Genomic DNA, 23086 nt, shown 5'->3' on the forward strand with positions numbered 1-23086 from the left:
CACCGACCCAGTGCGCTGCTACTGCTTCTTTCATAATTTTTACTTTCGCTACCCACCTACGCCTCAACTAAGCTTGGCCGTAGTTTTTGACGTAGACAAGCAAGAAAAATGCCCCCAGACCAACGGCCGCGACACCTGGCACACGGCTGCCTTACTGACTCGCTACCAACTCAATAAGGCTTGGGTCGTAGCTGCCCGCACCGAATACTACAGCGCTGCTCACGGGATCCATATTACTGCCCTAGCTCCTGTTCCCCCAGTCCCGATGTTTTAGTAGCCGGAGACTCGCTCAATCTCGATTATGTGCCCGGCAATAAGGTGGTGGTTCGGTTGGAAGGCCGCAGTTACTTCATCCATCGATGTTTCTTTTTAGCTGGTTAGCGGCAAGCCATTTCAGCTGCCAGAAATCAGTGACTTACCTGCGCTGGGTACATGGCAGCAGCATTTAACAACTTTTCCACTATAGGGACACTCACCTCATACAGGCAGGACCCCATACGGTTCAATAAAAACAAATCATACACCTTCACCCACAATCCGATTAATACATCCCAGACTTTAATACGCAAATACTCAGAATCTTCATTTCAATTCCACACAGTCCGATTAATACTCCGGATTGGAGTAGCGCGTAATGATGCGGTCTACAATTTCAATTCCACACAGTCCGATTAATACGGCAGTACACGCTCGGCAACCGCACAGCCCTGGAATATTTCAATTCCACACAGTCCGATTAATACCGTGTCGCTGCTCAGGAAATAGAGCATCTCACTCTATTTCAATTTCACACAGTCCGATTAAATCTGAGCAGCCAGCCAGCCACGTTTCCGGCCTCGACCTATTTCAATTCCACACAGTCCGATTAAATCCGTTGGTGGCGGCTTCCGTCACCACGGCAATATCCGATTTCAATTCCACACAGTCCGATTAAATCAAATGGCACCGAGGAGTTCGATTCGGAAAACAACGATTTCAATTCCACACAGTCCGATTAAATCTTCCTGTTCCACAAGCGAAAGGCTCAGCTTTAGCTTGATTTCAATTCCACACAGTCCGATTAAATCTCTGGCCTGGTGGTGCCGCCCGCGCCGCCCCCATACATTTCAATTCCACACAGTCCGATTAAATCTGGCGGAAAACAAGGCAAAAAGCTTCTCTTTAGACCTATTTCAATTCCACACAGTCCGATTAAATCTTGCCAAAACCAATGCCGTGGGGGCGAAAAATGTGTATTTCAATTCCACACAGTCCGATTAAATCGGGCCACCCGCCGCTGCGCCCGCTCGGCCAGGGGCTATTTCAATTCCACACAGTCCGATTAAATCCGAAGCCATTATTCGCGCTCTGCCCGTCGTAAGCCTATTTCAATTCCACACAGTCCGATTAAATCCAAGACAGAGGAGGCAGCTACGCTGAGAGATGAATATTTCAATTCCACACAGTCCGATTAAATCGAACGAGTAAGCTTTGACGAAGCGCGGGGGGCATTTTATTTCAATTCCACACAGTCCGATTAAATCCTACGCGCCTTTATTCTGGGCTGTGGTACTCAGTGCAATTTCAATTCCACACAGTCCGATTAAATCGGTGCATCGCCCGGTAGGCGTCCATGTCCCCTTTTTATTTCAATTCCACACAGTCCGATTAAATCCGGATGGAACACATTTAACTGTCCATTCCAGCCCGAATTTCAATTCCACACAGTCCGATTAAATCCTGGGCAAGCTTGCCGCCCAGGGGCCGCGAGTGGCATATTTCAATTCCACACAGTCCGATTAAATCAGCAGGCCCCGATGTATATGTTCAAGTCCGTTACGCATTTCAATTCCACACAGTCCGATTAAATCGCTTTCAGCTTGGATGATGCAGCAGCTAAGAAAAATTTCAATTCCACACAGTCCGATTAAATCCCGAGAGGCAGATGCGCCGGCCCTTGGGCCCATCACATTTCAATTCCACACAGTCCGATTAAATCGTGGGGTTTCAAGCAATACCACTCGGATTTTAAGCCATTTCAATTCCACACAGTCCGATTAAATCGGCGGGTTTGCCCGATTACTTGTTGGCTCCTCTCCGATTTCAATTCCACACAGTCCGATTAAATCTACCAGAAAGGCGTGGTGCCGCGCTGGAGTCTGCATTATTTCAATTCCACACAGTCCGATTAAATCGGCCAACACCATCTTGTTGGCGAATCTGGCCTACAAATTTCAATTCCACACAGTCCGATTAAATCGTACGCCATTAAAAACGACACGTTGGCGGCCTCTTAATTTCAATTCCACACAGTCCGATTAAATCCGGAGAGAGGGAGATTACGCCACCGGAGGGTTGGGAATTTCAATTCCACACAGTCCGATTAAATCGGTTATGGTTTGGGTTGGCATAGAGAGTATTTTAAAATTTCAATTCCACACAGTCCGATTAAATCTAGAGATTCCTTTGGTAATCTAAAAAAGGGTTTTCTATTTCAATTCCACACAGTCCGATTAAATCCGCCACCCGTGGGCGTTACGGGTTCGGTTGTGTTTATTTCAATTCCACACAGTCCGATTAAATCGCGATGTATTGGGGGCCGATGGCTTCATAATAGCCAAATTTCAATTCCACACAGTCCGATTAAATCACATTTTATTATTCCCCAGCCACTGGCGCAGTTCCTATTTCAATTCCACACAGTCCGATTAAATCAGCAGGCCAACAACCTCAGGGCCTCTCCCCTCATATATTTCAATTCCACACAGTCCGATTAAATCGTTTCCGGCTTTCGCTTTTGTTTCGACCTTTGAGCCCATTTCAATTCCACACAGTCCGATTAAATCCAACTACAATCGGAGAGGTCGGCTCTGCTAGCTAAATTTCAATTCCACACAGTCCGATTAAATCGGCAATCTCAGAGCCTATCTCCCTCTCTGCTATTCAATTTCAATTCCACACAGTCCGATTAAATCCTCTCATGGGAGCTATTAGCCGGATCAAAACAACTGTATTTCAATTCCACACAGTCCGATTAAATCGGCAACAGAGCCTCAACCCTCCTCATAAATTCATTAATTTCAATTCCACACAGTCCGATTAAATCCCTTATCCGTTTCTAGGGTAATCTTTTCTCCCTTTTATTTCAATTCCACACAGTCCGATTAAATCCCTAGCTTAAATACGGCATTCTGTATCTGGAGCCTAATTTCAATTCCACACAGTCCGATTAAATCAATGAGGGATACTACAGGGCTCAACATTGAGGCCTAATTTCAATTCCACACAGTCCGATTAAATCGCTGTTAGTCTGAGGGTATTGGCTATGCCTCTAGCAATTTCAATTCCACACAGTCCGATTAAATCCTGCCTGCCCTACTAAATCATCCTCATAGTACCCTAATTTCAATTCCACACAGTCCGATTAAATCTAGAGCGGCCCTGACGCTCATCAGGAGTATTCCGATATTTCAATTCCACACAGTCCGATTAAATCAAGGAAACATGAGGCCGGGTACCGGCTGCTCAGAGAATTTCAATTCCACACAGTCCGATTAAATCCGGCTGTATTGGCGCTACCCTCATCTTTCTTTTCTTATTTCAATTCCACACAGTCCGATTAAATCAGCAGCGGAGCAGACTACTCCTCTCTTTCCTGCTGTATTTCAATTCCACACAGTCCGATTAAATCTTCATCCAAGCTAGCATTTTGTTATGCTCCCATTCAATTTCAATTCCACACAGTCCGATTAAATCGGGAAACGAGAAGATGCGGCAGATCAAAGATTTCCGATTTCAATTCCACACAGTCCGATTAAATCCCGAAAGAAGTCGTGATGCTCGGCCGTTTTGGTGTGATATTTCAATTCCACACAGTCCGATTAAATCGCCCGCCCCCCGCCCGCTGCAAGGCCCGCTACCCGTATTTCAATTCCACACAGTCCGATTAAATCCGGCTAAAGGGAGCCTGAATGCCATTGCTTTGCCGAATTTCAATTCCACACAGTCCGATTAAATCACGCAAAAGGAGCAGAAGATAGCCTTGGAGGCCACGGATTTCAATTCCACACAGTCCGATTAAATCACGCACGGCGGCTTCTTTTTCCAGCAGGGTCTTTTATTTCAATTCCACACAGTCCGATTAAATCTGGCATCCACCCTAAGCAGGCGCAATGGGGGTATATATTTCAATTCCACACAGTCCGATTAAATCACCGGCACCGCCGCCGCCCAAACCGGCACTATCACAATTTCAATTCCACACAGTCCGATTAAATCGGGGGAGCTGCTGCCTACCTACGTGAACTTTGTGCGATTTCAATTCCACACAGTCCGATTAAATCTTCGCTTCGCGCTTCCGGTGCCACTGAGCGTAGTTCATTTCAATTCCACACAGTCCGATTAAATCTACCGCGACCAAAACGAATCTGGTAGCGGCCATAAAATTTCAATTCCACACAGTCCGATTAAATCTACCGCGACCAAAACGAATCTGGTAGCGGCCATAAAATTTCAATTCCACACAGTCCGATTAAATCTACCGCGACCAAAACGAATCTGGTAGCGGCCATAAAATTTCAATTCCACACAGTCCGATTAAATCACATGAAAAATAAATAGTTAAAATATATTTCATATAATTTCAATTCCACACAGTCCGATTAAATCGTTCTTCTCTCAGTCCTCCAGCTCTCCGGCCTCGCAATTTCAATTCCACACAGTCCGATTAAATCGGCTAGTCATGGTCAGATTCATTGCGACTCAGATATATTTCAATTCCACACAGTCCGATTAAATCTGGTCACTGTCAGCCCCAGCGGTGATGAAAACATCGATTTCAATTCCACACAGTCCGATTAAATCCAGCGCGCTCCAGCTGGCCAGCGCCTGCCCGTCTAATTTCAATTCCACACAGTCCGATTAAATCATGACGCCCGGCCGCCTCGACTACGCCCTGGAGGGCAATTTCAATTCCACACAGTCCGATTAAATCCCATCTTAAAAAGCCCCTTAACGCCTTACGAAGCTAGAAAACTAACACTAATTAGTTACTATAAAGTCGTCGGTGGCCGGTAGTACGATTTTGCCGGGGGAGCGACGACCAATGATTATCAACTGGTTAGCTGCAAACCCGGCATTTTGGGGAGGCTACTGGTTCTGCTAAGCCGGCACCGACGACTTTACAGAAACGTATCCAGCCGGTTTCGCTCGCGGCCCAACACTTGTTTCTCCAGCCACTTCTGGTCGCGGCTCTTGAAAATCAGGACGCTGTCTTCGTCGGTATTGAGCAGATCGGCGGCTTTTGCCAGCAGCTCTTTCAGCTTTACTTCCGTGATTTCACCTTCCAACACCGAGTTCTGCACCCAGTTCAGGTAGCGCCGACACAGCTTCAGCATCCGCCCCACCCGCTTCTCTCCTACGTCATATACCAGCAATACGTACATAGTCGGCTACCACCAGATTTTGAAGGGCTTGTATTCTTCCAGGCCCAGCAGGTGTTTGCTCAATTTATAGCATTCCAGCTTAATTAGGTGCTGGTATCTCACCCTGCGCTTCAAGGAGCGGTGCTCCACCGTTTCCTTCAGCTTCTCCTCAAAAGCGCGTACGAAAGCTTTACGGGCCGGCTCTTTAAGGGTGCAGCCATTCAGCTCGGTCACGAAATCCTTGGCCTGCAACTCCTTTTTGTTGAGCATCCGAAAAATGAGGCGGTCGACGAGGATGGGCTTGAATATTTCGGCCAGATCCAGGGCCAGAGAGAAGCGCCGGGTGCCGGGCTCGTGCAAAAAACTGATGGTCGGGTTGAGCTGGGTGTGGTAAATCTGCTGAAGGCAGGCCGCGTAGCAGAGCATGTTGCCAAATGACATGAGGGCATTTATTTCGTTGCTGGGGGGCATTTTGGTGCGGGCACCCATCACGAAACCGGGAATCAGACGGTCGAAGGACTGGTAGTAAGTCTGGCGGATGTTGCCCTCGATGCCCATCAGCTCGGCTACCTGGCTCGTGTGCGGCAGGGTGGCCGCGTATTGCTCGATCAGGCTAATCTCGGGGGCCAATTCCCGGTCGCGGTGCTGGTAGTAGCGCAAATTGCGGAGCATATTGGCGGCGGCACCTTCGATAAACTTTTGGGCGATAATCATTCGCTTCTGGCGCAAGCCGTAGTGGCGCGTCTGCTCTACCTGCATCTTGCCGGCCAGCAGGTATTCTTTGGCCATAAAAGAACCGGTGTAGTGCTCGTAGTAATCGAAGAAGTGGACCGAGATGTGGTGCTTGCCCAGAAAGTTATACAAGGCGCTGTTCGCGTCCAGGGAGCCGAACACGTAGAGATCGGCCACGCTTTCTACCGGAATAAACTTGGGGGGCTGCAGCACGCCGGCCTCATCAGTAGCCGTGAATTGCAGCGTATTATCCTGCCGGCTCAGCCGGCCGGGATTAAAGAGATAGTAGGTTTTCTTCATCGGCTTATGTGGAATAAGTAAAAGATTCCAACGGCTGGGGGGCATTTCTACTCGCCCACGTAGCAGAAGTCGTAGTAGCTGCACTGTTGACAAAAAGGCTTATTAATCACGGGCGGGCACTCCGCGGCGCTAATGATACGCTGGATAGCGGCCTCCCAAACCGGAATCAGCTGGCGGTCATCATCGGTGAGTAGCACCTGCTGGGTCTGCCGAATCTTGGGGTATTCAAGCACGGCGGTCGCGCCACTCACCCCGTGCTGCTCCAAGAGCCAGAGGTAGTATTTCACCTGGGCCAGGTGCGCCGTCTCGGCCTTGTTGGAGCGCTTTATCTCATGCACGACTTTAGCCTTGGCGTCGTAGAAATCAATCTTGCTGCCGCCCACGGTTATTTCCCGAAACCGCTCCGGGCGCTGCGGGTAGCTGATCTCGTGCAGGAGCTTGCCATCTTTCACCACGTCGGAAGTTGACTCCATGCGTACTTCATTGGCGTGCAGCCACAGCTCGCGGTGGCAGATGTGGTAGAGGTTGATGAGGGTGGCCGTAATGCGCATGGGGAAATCTGATTAGAGAAAGTCGCCAATTGCGAAATTTGTATTCGGCAGCAGGCCTTCCTCATAGCAGTAATAACTGCTATGATTACTCAAATACAGCATACCGTAGTTACGATGTGGATCGTGTAGCTCAGCATAATCAAGCTGAGTGGCCCGAATCTCATTGGCAAGCTTTGGGTACACGGAAATGGTGAACTTGCTGACGATGGATTGGAGTCGTTGGCGTGCTTCCCGGTCCCGGATGAAGTCACCGGTTTTATTTCTCACCGTATCGAGGTATAAGGTAAAAACACAACGCCCGGCTACAATCTTACTGTCAGGTAAATACGCGCCCTGGTTTTGCAGCAGTTGCAGCTCTGAGTCGCTGAAATGGCTGGCGCTCAGCTCAAGCGGAATGAATACCGATTCCGTATCGTCTTCAATCAATTGAAATTTGCGGTCTACTTCGGCGAAATTGAGGAGGCGCACGAGTTCCTGATACGCCCCGAAGCTGTCTGTTATTTGACCTGTCTTTTTATTAAGCTGCTTAATCACTTCCTGATATAAACTATCAAAATCCTTCTCGCGCAAAATGCGCTGATATTCTGGTGGCGACAGTAAGTCGCGAGCGACACGCAGCCGCAGGTCGGGTCCATAAACAGTGGATTCCGCATCCAGATCAAACAGATACACGGGGGCTGGAGGGCGTAAAGCGTTACGGTTTACGCGCCCGGCCAATTGCTCATCCGAATCCAGCAACGACCGGTCTTTGAAGCCCAGGTCCATATCAATGTCTACGCCAGCCTCTACTACCTGCGTGCACACCAGCAGGATACGTGGGTGACCTTGGCGAGTATCTTTGCTTTTTAGCCAGTTGATTACCTCCCGACGGCGTGGCTCCAGTATAGTGCCGCTTAATACCCGCAACTCATAACCTCCCAAGACGGGATGCCCCTTGGCCAACTCAATGAAGCCGGCCGCCGACTTCTTTGTAATAAATTCAATAATAGCCGCAGCCTTATCGCTATTTTGAGCGGCAAATTCTTCGCACTTAGCGACTACTTCATCGGCTAACTCGCGCAGCACAGCCCGCCGTTCTTCCTCATCTACAGGTTTAGCGTTATAGCGCCCGCGCCAATTCTTATCAAACAAACTAAAGTCAAACTGTACCCGGCCTGCGAAATTGGCATTCTGAAAGTAGCGTTCGGGTTCAGCAACCAGCGGCACCACTTGCGGGGCCACGGCCTCGCGGGTCAGTTGATAAAGCTTGGGCAGCGTGGCCGACATGACGATTACCCGAATATTGAACTGACGGGCGTAGTGCAGCAAGAAGTAGTTTATATGGTCCCACAGCACAGGGTCGTAGCTCTGTACTTCATCCAATATCACCACTGAGTTGGCAAGGCGATGCAGCAGATAATTTGCCTCTTTACGGCTGCTTTTCAGCACATCGAAAAACCGCACGTGCGAAAGCAGTACGATTGGATATTGCACGAACAGATTATCGACGTAATTATGCCAGTGTGAACCGTACTCCCCGTCGCTGGCTGGTCGCTCCGTATACTCGGCTTTGCTATGCAACTGCACAATCTCAGCCCCGGTCAGGCTCAGCTTTTCGCAAATATCCGTGTAGGTTTGGGTGATAAGCGTCGTGAAGGGAAAGACGTAGAATATTTTGCCTAGCCGCGTATCGTGGCGCAGCAGTTCCAGGGTAACGGCTAAAGACAAATTGGTTTTACCCGAACCTGTTGGGGCTTCCAAGTAGTATAGCGGCGCGCCGGGTTGCTGGCGTACGGTGCGTACCACTTCGGCCAGTAGTTTTTGCCGAAGCGCCCGTAGATTAGTAGCGCTACGCTCCTGCACAGTTGCCCAAGCTAAATCAGCGTGGCGTTCAGGAGCACTCAGGGCCGCTTGATTGTATGAAAACCGGCAGAAGCTGACGTAAAACTGCTCTTTCTGCTCAGCCGACAAAATACCTAGCGTTTGGGCATTGAGGCGGGTATAGTCGCCCCCGGTCTGCATATACCCCAGTGTTGCTAAATAATCGCTGGCCGTAAGTAGGGAAAAGCATAACTTCAATAAAGCAAAGCGGGGGAAGCCTTCCGTTGAAACAGTAGGCGTTTGTGGATAAAAATCCTGGTGAAAGCCTTCCTTATCAGCCATAACCGCAGCCAATTCCGCCACGGGGGGCAATTTTAACAGGCTTCGGTAGCCATCCAGCTTGGTATACTTGTCAGCGGCAAAATCCCGACGCTGTAGCCGGGGCGAATGGTGATTCAGAATAATATCAGCAAAGTCTAAGCTTAGAGCAATGAGCTTGTCCGTTGGCACTTCACCCAGAGCAGCTTCCAGCAGGTGATGAAGCGCGTAGTGCAGCCACAAGAAAGCTCCCAGCCCGCTATGCTCTGACCCAATACCGTTGGCAACGACTGCCGGGAAGTGTTTTTCATTGCCTAAATGCCGTTGGTAATTCTCGTTTAGCTTGCCAAAATCATGAAACGCCACGGCCGCCAGAAAACCGGCTTTGATGAAGTTACCCGCCCACACCGAATCAGCGGCTTTCACGGCCGGTAGCAGCGACTGAATCAAGCCATCTACCACGGGCTCCAAACCGTGGGCTCGTATTAAACCGATGCACGTAGTGTTTACCCGGTCAATATGCTGCTGCAACAGCTCGGGCAGCTTATCAGGTGGTGCGGAGGCCCCCGGCGTATGCCCCCAGTAGTGGTCTGCAGCCGGCACCTGAGCGGCCAGACGCGGCAGTTCCTGTAGTAGCGTTTCAAATGACTTGAATAACATGGTCTTCCGCTGAGTTATCCGGGTTGCGAGCGTAGACTAAATCCTGTAGTTCCTGGTCGGGGCTTAGCTCAAAATCAGTGAATATGAATTCCGCCAATTCGTACTGCTCTTCCTTGCCCATAGGCTGAAACCCCACCGGTAGCCGTTCGAAGTATAAGTAGGTACCCAATTTGCCCCCCAGGCGGCCACCTTCCGTTTTACGCGCTACTTGCTCAGCTCCAGGCTTCCGAAATACACTACTTATCTTGAAATAACCAGCAGAAATAGCAGGTTCCCAGGCCCACTCCCGCACGTTGCGCCACCACAGCGGAAACTCGTTTTTACCTAAATAAGGCACGAACTCCGCCTCCTGCCGTTGCAAACGATGTAGCAGCAGTGCCTGCGTTTCATTGGCATCGTCGAGCAACAGCCAGGTGCGGTAAGACGGCCGCACCAGCGTTTGCTCCGCTACTATCAGGGTAGCCCCATCGTTGGCGTAGCCTACGGTGTTGGTGTACTTAATAACAGCTTTACGAAAGTTGCCTCGTTCGGCCTCCAGCGGTGCAATAGCTACTCTTAGCCCACCCAGTTGCCGCCGATATTCGCGCACTCGTTCGGGGGGCATATAGGATGGGCGACCGTAGCCGCCTAATCCCGCTACCGCCCCTAATATTCCTAACAGAGCCGGTTTGTGCAGGATATTATAGGTCAGGTATATACCTTCATTAACATCAGGCTTTTTCAGAAATCCGAACGTTGCCTGCCAATCCACGGAGATAAGGCGCTGCATTGGCTTATAATGCTGCGCCGGTGAGCAGGTGGCTATGCTGGGCCGCGTTAGGAGCATTTACCAGCTCCGTTTGCTCGGGTAGATAATAAAGCTCCACCGCCGCGACATGATCGGCAACGTGAGTCAGCAAATCACGGATTGCTCCTAGCTCTACGCGCGCTTTGGAGCCGGGCGTACGGCTCACGCGCACCATCTCCACCAACGAGGGCAGTACTAGGCGCGAATCGTCTTTCAGCCGTACCCACAGCAGCAACTCATTTTCGGACCCAGCTTTGGAGGCTGAATCCAGGTAGGTGACTCCTACCCGTAACGCTTCTTTCAGCCGGTCGGCATCCTGCTCCGTCAGGCCGCTTACGGCCTCTGGTCCTTCCCCAAAAACACTGGTCAGGTCATGCAGGTTGGCTGGGTTTACGGAAAAGTGATACACGTAGTGGCCTTCCCGCAGCTTACTTTGGCGCCCTAGCGTGCTCTGCGCCGCTTCCTTTTCGTCGCCGGAGTCAGTACTAAACGGCGCACTGATTTGCTCAGAGTAAATGTCGTCGCGCGGCTGCCCGTCTACGAAAAACTGATTTAGCCCGTGCGTGAATTGAACCGGCCCGTGAATAGACAAATTGACGGTGGCCTTGCCTTTCTTAGCAGCGAAGGTGCTGCCGAACAGACGCACGTCCTGCATATTCAGCAGATTGCGTAGCACCAGCTTTTTATTGCTCGAATCCTCATCAAAGCTGCCTTTCGTCAGGTGCGAATAGGTATCGGCCAGCGTCAGCGGATTCATATTCTGATTAATGCGCTTGAAATACAGGATACTGTCGTTCGGATAGTTATTTTTCAAGTAGCGGCGTACCGTATGCTTCAACGCTTTATCGGTAGCGTACACGCGGCCGTCGGGCAACGTGCGTGGCTGATGCGAGAAATCAGCGTTAAAGTTTGAGTTGATGGCTTTCACGATAGCGCAGCCATACACGCGGGCATTGAACGGACTAGACATGGGCGGAAGTAGTAATAGTTGGGGAAGGATCAGTTGAAGAAGTGGTTTCTTTTTTCTCGTAAATCAGGGATTTGGAAAAATACCCAGCCAAGACGTGCGGCATCAAGTCTTTCACGTTGCCGGCATATTCGTACTCCATCACATCAGCGCACAGCTTCTCGAAACGGCCTTGACCGAAGTTGATTTCGTGCTTGTAAGCGTTGAAAGCAGTAGCAATAGCCTTCCGAAACTCACTTACTCCGCTTTTTTGTAAAAATGGCTCTAGCAGGCCGTGACTAGGATTATCAGCTTGACTTTTCGACAGCAGAAAATAAATCACCTGCCCCACCGCAAAGCCAAATTCAGGATCGGTGGCTACGTGTGGCTCGGTAGGAGCATTGGCGACGGCACGAATTCGTTCGCGCAGTCCTAGAATCTGGTTAGACATATCGGTTGAGGTTGAAGATTGGTCGAAGAAGTCCCACAGACTAAACCAGCGGTTCAGTTTCTGCCGGATAGCATATTCTTTGGTATGGCGCCTTTGGCTGGTATCCCACTCATCCTGGCGCAAGTCATCCAGCAGCAATTCGCGCATCATGCGGTGAAACATAATACTATCCACCGCCTGCCGCCTCGACTTGTAGATGTAGTCGTACCAGGCCCCCCGGTAGCGCATGATGGATTCGTATAGAACTGGTGTCTGGTATTTGGGATCGAAATCCAGGTCGTCGAAGTAGCGGTAGCGCATCCTCTCACCAGCCTGCATTACTAGCTGATTGCTGAATAGTGGTTGTAACAGCCCTTTTTCCAAACTAAATACATTGGTTAGGTGCTGCTCTTTTTCCTCCACGAACAAAGGGTAAATCGTGACATCCAGCGCGTACAGGAAAGATGACACGTAATCCACGTCGCGGATATCACCACCCAAAATGTAAAATAGATAGTAGTTGCCTACATCTTTTGGCCGCTCCTTACACAGAGTTCGCATCAACTCGCGGTACCCTGGCGGCTCCTGCCCTTCCTCGCGGACAGTGGATACGATAGACTGGTAATTCAACTCCTTTTCGTCAATAAAAACGGGCAAAGGGTTCGTACTAAAAGCTCCATTGCGTCGCAGCTGATTGAACAGATGCAACGCTTGAGCACTAGACTGGGAGATGCGACTCCCGATGCTGAATGATGCGGTTTGGTGTTGTAGATAAGGCTTTTTACTATTGTCGCCGTTGTAAAAGTTGCTCAACCCATATATCTGCTGGTCGGCTCCTTTTACATTGTAATCATTCTTGTTAAATAGGCTATCTGCCTGGTAATTCTGATTGAGCGCTTTGTATTGATCAGGCGAAAATGCCGCCGCGTACACCACTACATAATCAGCGGGTTTCAGGTCTTTATACTCCTGTAATTCCGCCAACGTAAGGGGCAATTGTTGGCAGAACAGCTCAAAAGCAGCTACCTGCTCCCGTTCAGCGGGCGTGTGGTCGGCGCGGCACTTTTTCAGGGCCTCGCGGAAATAGCGCCTGACATGGTCAGCGAAACCACTCATCCAAGCTTTGTCCAATAGCACCTGCTTCTTCAGCTTTAGCGCATAAGGCGAAGCCGAATGGATTTTCTTGTCGGCAATGGCCTTATTAGAATCCACGTACTCAATATGCATAGCCCGCGTCAACACTTCATCCCGCATAAAAGGCGACAAGTCAGGCCGCTGTCCCTTCTTCTTTGGGCTGCGAAATACCTCCTTCTGCAAAACGGGAGAAGTGCTTTCGGGCTGCGCTACCAGCAGATGTAGTCCTTCAACTGGCAGCACATAATTACTTAGCGAAACTGCCTGAGTGACGATGTCGGTGTAATAAGTAAGTTCTTGAAGCATAAAACGAAGTTAATAGTATCAGCGAGTTTGAAAGGGTCCGGGATGAATTTTCCCAAGAAGTAATTATCTTCGGCGAACGGATACTTAGAATTGAAACGCGAGCTTGAAGAGGGTCTTAATCGGACTGTCATCCGTGCTGCCCATCAGGAAGCATCATTTCTGGTGGGCAGCTTCTAGCTTGATTCTTCCGTAGCTTTCATCTAATCTCAGACGATGGAGAATTTTAACCCCACTCCCGAACTCGACGTAAGCCAACTCAGCGCCCCGGAGTTACAGCGTCTTGGCGTGACCGTGGTGCAGGTACGGGCGGCGTATGCTAGCCCGGTGGTGACCATTGAGCCGGGCCCAGAATTTCCGGAGGTATGGCAGTTGCTTGGATTCACGGACAAGGGTCGGTTTATTTTGGTAGCTTTGAAGTATGACAGTAACACCGGAAAATTCGCAGCCCTCGGAGTCCAAGTCGCCGACGACCTCGCCGAACTCCGATACTACCTCTGCCGCGTCTAGCTTCCACAATCCTTTTCAGGGACCGGGAGCTGAGGATGCTTGGAGGCGCTTAAGGGCTGCACGGGGTACCGTCGTTACTCGCGATGAAATGATACGCCGCGTTCAGGAGCAAGCCCAGCAGCAGAAGTAAACCGCCCCCACCAGGGCTGCTTTTTTCATTCCAAAGCCCCACACCCCAGCCCTGTACTATTCCCCACGCCCACGCACCAGGCAAAGCGGATTTGCTCGGCCGTGCCGGTCACGATGACGGGGCACATACTGGCGCGGCACTGCACCTGCTTGTAGCGGAAGAGCTTGGTTTTGGCCCCCACGTAGCTGCGGTCAAAGCGGACGGATGCGCCGGTGTCGTCGAGGCCGGCTTGGCGGAGCTTGTGGCGCAGGGTGGCGGTGAGCAGCTCGTCGGTGCGCGGGTCGTCGTAGGTGAGGTGGTCGGCGGGCTTGCCCGGCTCTACTTCCCATTTCACGAAAACGGGGCTCAGGACGCGAAACCACTGTTCGCCATTCTGGAAAGCGGGTGGGACTATCAGCTGCGCGTCGCGGACGCGCAGGCCCTGGCCCAGGTCGGATTCGCGCACTACTCCACCGACTAAGACGTGAATTACTTGCGGGTCGTGGGCGGAGATAGACCAGTGGGCACCGTCGCGAAACCAGAGGCCGCCGCGGCTGCCCCGACCACCGCGCAGCCAGGAGAGCGAGTAGAGCGAAAGGCCGTCGTGCAGTTCGTCGTTGTGGCCGAGCCAGCGGTGAAACGCGCCTTTAAGAATTGGTAAATGGTCAAAGGGCACCGGCCCCGAGGCGGTGAGGTATAGCTGCAAGCGCATACGCTAGAAAAGAATAGATGCTTCAATAACTGCTCACCTATATAGCTAAGCTGTGGGCGACAAGGTGGGCAACCTCAACCATATAACCAAGCGCATACGTTGGTATTTATTCGAATAAAAAACCTCTTACCTGGTACACATTGACTAACAATAGATAGCCTGGTAAAAATATTTCTGCTGGGGGGCAAATCCAGTTGGTACGGTTGAGGCGTAAATGCTATCAACTTCAATATCCCCCTTTAATTCATCCTAAAACATGAAACGCAAAACGCTTTCAATCGCTCTTATCTGCCTACTCGGCGCCGCAACTGTACAATCGGCTCAGGCCCAGGCGCAGATGACGCCGAACACCGTAATGGTAGGTGGTCAGGCGATGCTGCCCAGCAAAAACATTGTAGCTAACGCCCTTAATTCCGCCGACCACACCACGCTCGTAGCCGCTGTAAAAGCTGCCGGTCTTGTCGAGACGCTGCAAGGTAAAGGTCCTTTCACCGTATTCGCGCCCGTGAATGATGCCTTCGAAAACCTGCCCGCTGGCACGGTCGAAACGCTGCTAAAGCCCGAAAACAAGGCGCAGCTAAGCAAAGTCCTGACTTACCACGTAGTAGCCGGCAGCATGACGGCCGACAAAATCATGGCGGCCATCAAGGCGGGCAAAGGCACTGCTTCGCTTAAAACAGTAAGCGGCGGCACCTTGAAAGCCACCATGAATGGCCAGAAGAACGTAGTGCTGATGGACGAATCGGGCAACACTGCTACCATTTCTACTTACGACGTGATGCAAAGCAATGGCGTGATTCACGTCATCGATAAAGTGATGCTGCCTAAGTAAGCTTCAGTTGCATTTCGCTGATTTACAGCAAACAAAAAGGGCCTTTCCATATGGGGAAAGGCCCTTTTTGTTTGGCAAACTTTCTTCTGCGCTAACGCTCAGATTCTGTAATGCAACTTACCGCTTAAAGTACACCGAAAACGTGGAGCCTACGCCTACCTCGCTCTCAACTTCGATTTTGCCCCCCACATTTTCTACCATCTTCTTGACCATGTACAGCCCAATCCCGCTGCCATCGACGTGGTCGTGCAGGCGCTGAAACATGCCAAAGAGCCGCTTTTCACTATTAATCAGGTTTATTCCTAAGCCATTGTCCTGCACCGTGAGCACCGCGTAGTCTTCCTCTTGGCGGCAGCGCAGCCGCACATGTGGCGCCCGCTCCGACGAACGATACTTGATAGCATTGCTGAGCAGGTTATAGATAACGCTGCGCAGGTTTTTTTGGCAAAGGACACCGCTGAACACGCGGCCACATCCACCTCCAAAATGCCCCCCGACTCGCGTAGCAACGGCTCCAGATCTAGACGCACGTCCTCAATGACAGGCCTTAGCTCCACCAGCGCTAAGGGCTGAACCTGCTCTTTTTGCAGCTTGGTTACCTCTGTCAGGTGCTCGATGGTGCGTTTAAACCGCTCCACCGAGTCCTGCATCATGGCCATAATGAGCTGCACCTGGTCTTCTGGCTGGCTTTGCGAACTGGGGGGCATTTCTACCAGCAAGGCCTGCAACAACCCTTCAATATTGCTGATGGGCGATTTTAAATCGTGGGAAGCGGTATAGATGAAATTGTCCAGGTCCACGTTGGCACGCACGAGCTGGTCGTTGTTTTCGTGTAGTTGGCGCTGGGCCTGATCGATGCGCTCCAGGGCCAGCTTGTGCTCGTGAATGTCGGTGCAGGTGCCAATCCACTGCATAATTGCCCCCTGCTCGTTGTAAGAAGGCAGCGCGCGGCCCAACATCCAGCGGTAGGTGCCGGTGCCATTTCGCAGGCGGTATTCTACCTCGTAGGCCTCTCCGGTGCGTAGGGAATGCTTCCACTGCGCCTTGGCGGGGCCGACATCGGCGGGGTGTAAACGAGACTCAAACTCATTATCTGAATTAGAAAAGCTTGGCTGGCCGATATAATCGAACCAGCGGCGGTTGAGGTAGGTGTTCTTGCCCTTCACATTGGCGGTCCAGGCAATCTGCGGTATGCCTTCCAGCATCCGGTTTGCTTCGGCGGCGGCCTGCTCTATTATCAGGCGGGCGGCTTCCTGCTGCTTCAGCTCCTCATTCTTGCGGTCTATTACCTCGTTCTGCTCGGTTACCCGCGCCTGAATGGCATTTATTTCCCGTTGGGCCGACAAGTTAGTTACAATCACGGCCAGGGCAGGCGCGTCATTGAATTCCAACACATTCATCGACAATGAGAAGGGCACTAATACTCCAGCCTGGGTTTGCAAGGGCAATTCGCCCTTGCTTTTGCCCGCCCAACCCGCTACCAGCAAGGCATTCCAATAGGCGCGCGAGTCGGCGGGAACAAAGTCATTGAACGAGACGCCCATCAGCTCTTCCAGGGCGCGGTCGAGCAGACGAGCCAGACTGGCGTTGCAATAGAGAATCATGGCGTCCTGGCTGAGCAGCAGCGCGCCTTCACTCATCTGCTCAATCAGGGTTCGGTAAACCTGATCGGCACCTTGTAGGGTGTAAATACGAGGGCCATCAGTGCCCTGTACCGCCAGCACGTCTATCGAGCCCGACCGAATAGCGGAAATGAGTTCCTCCGATTCCTTTAGCTGATAGTGCAGTTCCTCGTTTTCACGAGCCAGGTCGGTAGATAGAGGTGGCAGGTGGTCAGCCATTATTGCTAGTGCTGTCAGATGGCGGTGTCAGCCCCAGCACGGCCAGCACTCGTTCCCGGTTTGAGAGGTCGCCCACGAGCCGACGGATCAGGCCGGGGCGCTTTTTAACTAACGTGGGCACGCCAATAAGCTGCTCCTGCTGGGCCAGCACGGGCTGCTGGTATATATCCACGATAGTGAGCTCGTATTTACCTTTCAGATACAACTCACAGATTTCCTTGACATTCCGTACTGCTCGCGTCGAATTAGGAGTAGCGCCGGTAATGTACAGATGCAGTACATACTCAGCCTCTTCCGGCTCCCGATCCAAACTTTCTTCTGCCTCCATTCTATCAGGTTACTTTGCCCTCCACAGGCCGAATATCCAGACCTACCAACACGCGCTCTTCATTAGAAAGGTCACCGATAATTTTGCGAATAGGGGCCGGCACCTTCCGCACAAGCGTAGGAATAGCCAATATCTGGTCGCCTTCGGCTAACTGAGGATGTAGCAGCAAGTCAATTACTTCCAGCTTATAGCGCCCTAGCCTATGCTGTTCGCAGTATTTTTTCAGGTTAGCTATGGCAGCCATCGATTTGGGTGTTTGGCCGGCCACGTATAGCCGCAGCTCCCAATACTCCTCGTCCATGCCCTCTGTTGTTGTATCCGGGTTCGTTTCCATCGCAGGGGTAAGGGGCTTATTGGTTGGTTGATTTGGTGGCTTGGTTAGGAGTCCTCCGGCCCGACATTTCGCTCACGGCGGCTGTTCTGCCCTCCGTAGACGTCTGCTGGCGGGTCAGCTCCTCACTATTTATTTGCCGCATCTCTTCTTCTACCGACTCAAACTCCGTGCGCAAATTAGCAATCGTGGCTTCCAGTACGCGGCGCCGACGCTCCAGCTCCCGGTCTTTGCGCTCCAATCCCTGCCGAATGGCCAGCTCTTGGGCCTGCTCTTGCAGCTGTTGGGTGAGGCGGCTGGCCCCGGTTACAATGCCCGATGGACCAATCACGACGTCCAGCAGTTGCACCCCCTGGTCGGTAACCACGAACTCGCGCACCTGATTGGAGTGTGACATGCCCCGCGATTTAAGAATACTAAGGCCGCGGTTGCGCTCCCCTATCCCCTCCAGATCCCGCACACTAATCCAGGTGTCCACCAGTGATGACACGCCCTCTTCGGTCATATTCAGCTGGTTGGTTCGGCCGCTGATAAGGGCCGTAAACAGCGCCGTAATGTTATTTACTTTCAGGAAATCGATGAGGCGGGTGAGCATACTGCGCACCTCGTTGAGATTACCCACGTTGATCAGATTACTGATTGGGTCAATTATAACTGCATCGGGCTTGAACTCCTTGACCAGCTTATGAATAATGACCAAGTGCCGCTCCAGGCCATTCAGCGTGGGCCGCGACGCTTCAATATGCAGCAGCCCCTGCTCAATCCAAGGGGCCAGGTCGACGCCGACAGAGCGCATATTGCGTACCAGCTGCTGCGGCGACTCCTCGAAGGCAAAATAGAGGCAGCGCTTATTCTCTTTCGCCATCTGGTTGGCGAAGGCAGCCGCCAGCGTGGTTTTGGCTGTGCCAGCGGTGCCCGTCAGCAGGATGCTGCTGCCCTGATAGAACCCTTTCCGGCCAAACATCTCATCGAGGGCCGGCACACCAGAGGAGACAATCAGATCGGATACTTCATGCTCCAGCTTGAGGGAAGTAACGGGCAGCACCGAGATGCCGTCTTCACTGATCAGATACGGATACTCATTCGTACCGTGGGTACTGCCGCGGTACTTAACTATGCGTAGTCGCCGGGTGGTAATCTGGTCGATAACGCGGTTATCCAGCAGAATTACGCAGTCCGATACGTACTCTTCCAGCCCCTGCCGAGTGAGCGTGCCATCGCCCCGCTCAGCGGTGATGACGGTCGTTACGCCCCTATCCTTGAGCCAGCGAAACAACCGCCGTATTTCCGACCGCAGAACAGCTTCATTCGGAAACCCACCAAATAAAGACTCAATTGTATCCAGCACGACACGCTTGGCACCGATTGAGTCGATTGCGTACCCGAGCCGGATAAACAAGCCCTCCAAATCGTACTCGCCGGTTTCCTCAATCTCCGAGCGGTCTATGTGTACGTGGTCAACCCGCAGCAGCTTCTGGTTCTGGAGCGCCGGCAGATCGAAGCCCAGGGAAATAACGTTGGCGGTGAGTTCTTCGGCTGTTTCCTCAAAAGCCATCAGCACGCCCGGCTCACCGAACTCCAGCGCTCCTCTAACTAAAAACTCAATACCCAGCAGGGTTTTGCCACAGCCGGCGCTGCCACAAATCAGCGTCGGGCGACCTTTGGGCAGGCCACCTTCCGTAATTTCATCTAACCCTTCAATTCCCGTCGGCGCTTTGGGTAAGGTGGGCAAATCAGTAGGGGAAGCAGTTTTTTTGTCTTGCATGAAATCGAATATTTGTCAGAACCCGGCGATACTTTTGAATGGTGCTCAGTCCTTGCATCCTCAAAAGCATACCTGAAGGCTGTATAAGTATCAAATACGCGGTAAGCCTTAATTAGCCAGGCATTACTGCTGAACTTAGCAGAATTTCCTGTTACTCATTAGGTCCATAATAGTTGAGCTAGGCGCTACAAAAAGTGCGGCCTAAGCCCAAAGATGAATCTTTAAATTTAATGCGCCATTGACGAGCAGCTGATGGCGCTGTTTAGAATACGAATTTGGCGGCGGTACACCCAGGCAATTTGAGTCCGATAATTCTGTGAAAAAGGCAGAAACGGCGCTAAGCTTCTAAAGTGTAGGCAGTTGTCAGCATATCAAATAATTTATCAGAAGGCCACCAAAAAAGCCCCCCACCATGTTGGTGGGGGGCTTTTTTGATGACTATAGGTAGTACTAGCAGTATTTATTCCCGGTTGAGGCTACCGGTAGCGCACCCGAAAAGAGCCTTGCGTGAAACGGATCATCTCTCCTTGCTGGGACCAGCGCTCGTCACGGCGTAGGGTAGCGTCAAAGGTGCCCTCCACAACCTTCTGAACCGTATCAAGCCGGGTAATCAGCAGGCGCGTTTCTGACAGGGAATCGGCCGTGTAGCCATCGACGAGCACATCCCCACCGACGACCACCGTCCAGGTGGTTGGTAGTAGTACTAGGGTTGATGCTTGGGCAACCGTTGGGAGTGGCTGCTCAATGGGCACTGCGAAGCCCAGCCGCAGGTATGCTTGCGTAACAGTACCATCGCTTTGCTCCCCAAACACATAAAATCCGTGTTGCGCTGTAGCGTAGACTCCGGAACCAGGCACAACCCACGCGGTTCCGTCCTTGTTGGCCTTCACAAAGAACTCGGGCTGAGGCTGCACTGATTCGGTTGTGCATGCCCCTACTCCGCCCAAAAGAACCAGAATGGCTACTACGCGGTATAGAGCACGTTTCATGTTCCTGATAATTTAGAATACAGGAATACGATTAGTAGCGCGACCAAAAGGTTGCAAAAGGCTGAAAACAAAACAACCCCACCGGATATGGGTGGGGTTGAAGTAGCATCTGAGCCTCCTGCCGGGATCGAACCAGCGACCTACTGATTACAAGTCAGTTGCTCTACCAGCTGAGCTAAGGAGGCGAAATGGTGGCGCAAAACTAGTGCTCTGCGTCCATTTTGCCAACTAAGAGCGCACAATTTTTAATTGTTTTTTCAACCCATCAATACGCAGCTTGGCTTCATCGATGCGGCCCTGGTATTCCTCGCGCAACTGATTAGCGTTTTTGGAACGCGCAAAGAACTCAAGGTTAGTCTGTAACGTGGCAATGTCATTTTCCAGCTCATTGATGTCGCGACGCAAGCCCTGCTCCTTTTTATAAAGCGCCTGCTGGGCATCGGGGCCCGACTTGAGGCGCTCAACCTGGAGTTGAAACAGTAACTCATTGCGCTCGGCATACGAGATACCCGGCACCGCTTCGAGGTATTTGCCCATAAGAGTCTGGAATTTCTCCTCTGCCCGTGGTCCGCCAGCCGCACCCGAGGCGCGCCACTCCGACACTTGCTGACGAAAGCCTTCCAGCGTGCCAGGATTGTCGGCAGTGAGAGCCGCTACGGTCTCGGCTACGCGGTCGAGATGGGCAGCTTGCTCCTGCGATACGAGCTGCGCCTTGACTTCACGCTGCTTTACTTCCTGATTTTTACGATCAAAGAAGGCGTCGCAAGCGGTACGGAAGCGGTTCCAGACCTTATCTGACTGCTTTTCGGGCACGCGACCAATTAGTTTCCACTCCTTTTGCAGGCGAATAACAATTTCACGGCCCTCCTCCCAATTAGGATTGGCGAGCGCTGCCTCGGCTTGGTCGCATAGCTCCAGCTTACGCTTTAGGTTTTGCGCTTTCTCCTCATCAAGCGCTTTGAAGAACTGATTTTTACGCTGAAAGAAGCCCTTATATGCCCCCCAGAACTGCTTATTAAGCTGATCGGCTTTGTCGCGTGGCACGAGACCGGCAGCATCCCATTCTTCCTTGAGCTTTTGCAGATCGTCCGTTTTGCTGCGCCATTCATTGACACGTTCCGTCTGGAACTCACCAAATGACCTGATTTGCTCCAGCAGCGCCGTTTTGCGGGTCAGGTTCTCGTTTTCCTGGGTCGAGCGCGTGTCGAGGAAGCTTTTCTTGCGGTCGTGTACCTGCTCTGAGGCTTGCAGAAAGCGCTGCCAGATAGCGTCGCGCTGCTCATTGGGCACCGGACCAATGTGTTTCCACTCCTCATGCAGCTGGCGCAGCTCCTGCAAGGCCTTATTTATGCTGGGCTGATCACTCAGGGCTTCGGCGCGGCGCAACAGTGCTTCCTTCGCTTCCAGGTTGCGGCGGCGGTCCAGCTCCTTCATTTCAAAGAAGAGGCCGCGGTTGTTGTAATAGATATCCAGCAGCGCGTGGTAGCTATTCCACAGTTCCTGAGCATCCTTTTGGGGCACCGGGCCGGTAGATTTCCAGTCGTTTTGCAGCGTTTTGATGCGCGCCGAGCTATCCTTGGTCTCCGCCGACTCTACCAGCAGCCGCAGCTGAGCGAGCAATTCCTGCTTGTGGGCTAGGTTCTTGGTGCGCTGCTCATCCTCGGCACGGGCATCGCGGGCACGGCTTTCGCGCAACTCCTGCATGGCCTTCACCAGCTCGGCATGCCCAGCCGGGCCATGATACGTTGCTTCCGCGTCGGGTGCGGCAGTTGTTTCTGACCGCTGCCGATCAGCAGCCAAGGCGGTTTCGTATTGGCGGTATAAATCCGTGATCTGCTTACGGTTGCGTTGCGCGTCGGGGCGGTGCACCATGTTTAACAGAAAGGATGCTTGCGCCGCCAGATCGAGTTGACTGAAATCGGGGCCGTGGGTTTCGGCCGCCAGTTCCTCTTCGTCCTCGCCTTCGTGAGCCAACGCCGCTTCGTGTGCTACGGCTGCCGATGCTGTGGCGGAAGTAGGTAATGCAGCGACCATATCGGGCGCATTCTCCAGGTCTTCGGCTGAGTGAAGCGCAATGGTGGGAGCCGCTGGCATGGCGGGCTCTTCCGTTTCAGTAGCTTGTCCAGTCAACGCCTCCGGCTCGGGGGTAATAGCAGCCTGGGGGGCATTTTCGATTGATGAGACAGCAGCCTCAGTCACTGCGCTGGTTGGCATGGCCTCTGGCTCCGGCGCAACAATCGCTGAAGCAGTAGACTGCGTAGCCGTTTCCACGCCGGGGTTCTGCTGCCCGTAATGCGCTTCAGCCC

18 protein-coding genes, 1 tRNA gene and 1 CRISPR repeat array are annotated in these 23086 nt (G+C 52.0%); of the genes, 3 read left to right on the forward strand and 16 right to left on the reverse strand.

The features are described from left to right. A partial coding sequence (locus tag MKZ35_RS06325; RefSeq protein ID WP_482512389.1) for an outer membrane beta-barrel protein occupies positions 1–274 on the forward strand: 274 nt, incomplete at its 5' end. A 310-nt stretch (positions 275–584) separates the two neighbouring features. After that, a CRISPR array of direct repeats spans positions 585–4972; the repeat unit is 29 nt; unit sequence ATTTCAATTCCACACAGTCCGATTAAATC. Positions 4973–5159: 187 nt separating this feature from the next. On the opposite strand, the gene cas2 is transcribed toward MKZ35_RS06325, so the two are convergent. From cas2 to MKZ35_RS06360, 7 genes are read right to left on the reverse strand one after another with little or no spacing between them, the layout of a single operon-like run. Continuing rightward, the gene (gene cas2 / locus MKZ35_RS06330; protein ID WP_482512390.1) at positions 5160–5423 is read right to left on the reverse strand and encodes a CRISPR-associated endonuclease Cas2; all 264 of its coding nucleotides are present in this window, start codon (positions 5421–5423) and stop codon (positions 5160–5162) included. A gap of 6 nt (positions 5424–5429) precedes the next feature. Then, complete coding sequence (cas1b, locus tag MKZ35_RS06335; RefSeq protein WP_482512391.1) at positions 5430–6434, reverse strand: type I-B CRISPR-associated endonuclease Cas1b; 1005 nt, start codon at positions 6432–6434, stop codon at positions 5430–5432. A 47-nt stretch (positions 6435–6481) separates the two neighbouring features. Next, the gene (locus MKZ35_RS06340) at positions 6482–6985 is read right to left on the reverse strand and encodes a CRISPR-associated protein Cas4 (RefSeq protein ID WP_482512392.1); all 504 of its coding nucleotides are present in this window, start codon (positions 6983–6985) and stop codon (positions 6482–6484) included. 12 nt (positions 6986–6997) lie between these two features. Next, positions 6998–9763: a CRISPR-associated helicase Cas3' gene (gene cas3, locus MKZ35_RS06345; protein ID WP_482512393.1), complete on the reverse strand. Its 2766-nt coding sequence runs from the start codon at positions 9761–9763 to the stop codon at positions 6998–7000. Further along, positions 9744–10532 (reverse strand): Cas5 family CRISPR-associated protein, encoded by a 789-nt coding sequence (locus MKZ35_RS06350; RefSeq protein WP_482512394.1) that lies wholly within the window; start codon positions 10530–10532, stop codon positions 9744–9746. The genes cas3 and MKZ35_RS06350 overlap by 20 nt, the downstream gene beginning before the upstream one ends. Before the next feature lie 4 nt (positions 10533–10536). Then, positions 10537–11520, reverse strand: coding sequence for a type I CRISPR-associated protein Cas7 (locus tag MKZ35_RS06355; RefSeq protein ID WP_482512395.1), 984 nt, complete (start codon positions 11518–11520; stop codon positions 10537–10539). After that, on the reverse strand, positions 11513–13366 hold the full coding sequence (locus MKZ35_RS06360; RefSeq protein ID WP_482512396.1) for a hypothetical protein: 1854 nt from the start codon (positions 13364–13366) through the stop codon (positions 11513–11515). Before MKZ35_RS06360 ends, MKZ35_RS06355 begins: the two co-directional genes overlap by 8 nt. A 213-nt stretch (positions 13367–13579) precedes the next feature. On the opposite strand from MKZ35_RS06360, the gene MKZ35_RS06365 reads away from it, so the two are divergent. Continuing rightward, positions 13580–13873: a hypothetical protein gene (locus tag MKZ35_RS06365; protein WP_482512397.1), complete on the forward strand. Its 294-nt coding sequence runs from the start codon at positions 13580–13582 to the stop codon at positions 13871–13873. Between the two features lie 155 nt (positions 13874–14028). Here the strand turns inward: MKZ35_RS06365 and MKZ35_RS06370 are convergent, their stop codons facing one another. Next, positions 14029–14694 carry a CRISPR-associated endoribonuclease Cas6 gene (locus MKZ35_RS06370; protein ID WP_482512398.1) on the reverse strand — a complete coding sequence of 222 codons (666 nt, stop codon included), beginning with the start codon at positions 14692–14694 and terminating at the stop codon, positions 14029–14031. A gap of 256 nt (positions 14695–14950) precedes the next feature. Between MKZ35_RS06370 and MKZ35_RS06375 the strand changes: the two genes are divergently transcribed. Then, on the forward strand, positions 14951–15526 hold the full coding sequence (locus MKZ35_RS06375) for a fasciclin domain-containing protein (protein ID WP_482512399.1): 576 nt from the start codon (positions 14951–14953) through the stop codon (positions 15524–15526). Positions 15527–15643: 117 nt separating this feature from the next. Here MKZ35_RS06375 and MKZ35_RS06380 read toward each other — a convergent pair whose 3' ends face one another. The 8 genes from MKZ35_RS06380 to MKZ35_RS06415 form a co-directional block, all read right to left on the reverse strand. Further along, on the reverse strand, positions 15644–15940 hold the full coding sequence (locus MKZ35_RS06380; RefSeq protein WP_482512406.1) for a sensor histidine kinase: 297 nt from the start codon (positions 15938–15940) through the stop codon (positions 15644–15646). After that, positions 15829–17367, reverse strand: a complete 1539-nt coding sequence (locus MKZ35_RS06385; RefSeq protein WP_482512400.1) for a PAS domain-containing protein — start codon at positions 17365–17367, stop codon at positions 15829–15831. Before MKZ35_RS06385 ends, MKZ35_RS06380 begins: the two co-directional genes overlap by 112 nt. Next, entirely contained in the window at positions 17360–17695 is a 336-nt protein-coding gene (locus tag MKZ35_RS06390; RefSeq protein WP_482512401.1) for a circadian clock KaiB family protein, read from the reverse strand. Before MKZ35_RS06390 ends, MKZ35_RS06385 begins: the two co-directional genes overlap by 8 nt. Before the next feature lie 4 nt (positions 17696–17699). After that, complete coding sequence (locus MKZ35_RS06395) at positions 17700–18029, reverse strand: circadian clock KaiB family protein (RefSeq protein ID WP_482512402.1); 330 nt, start codon at positions 18027–18029, stop codon at positions 17700–17702. 16 nt (positions 18030–18045) lie between these two features. Beyond that, on the reverse strand, positions 18046–19791 hold the full coding sequence (gene kaiC / locus MKZ35_RS06400) for a circadian clock protein KaiC (RefSeq protein WP_482512403.1): 1746 nt from the start codon (positions 19789–19791) through the stop codon (positions 18046–18048). Between the two features lie 476 nt (positions 19792–20267). Next, positions 20268–20780, reverse strand: coding sequence for a hypothetical protein (locus tag MKZ35_RS06405; protein ID WP_482512404.1), 513 nt, complete (start codon positions 20778–20780; stop codon positions 20268–20270). A gap of 112 nt (positions 20781–20892) precedes the next feature. Continuing rightward, positions 20893–20965, reverse strand: a tRNA-Thr gene (locus MKZ35_RS06410). Positions 20966–21008: 43 nt separating this feature from the next. Further along, positions 21009–23086, reverse strand: a 2078-nt coding sequence (locus tag MKZ35_RS06415; RefSeq protein ID WP_482512405.1) for a DUF349 domain-containing protein, incomplete at its 5' end; no start/stop codon positions are given.

The sequence above is a fragment of the Hymenobacter sp. R533113 genome, from assembly GCF_056835965.1.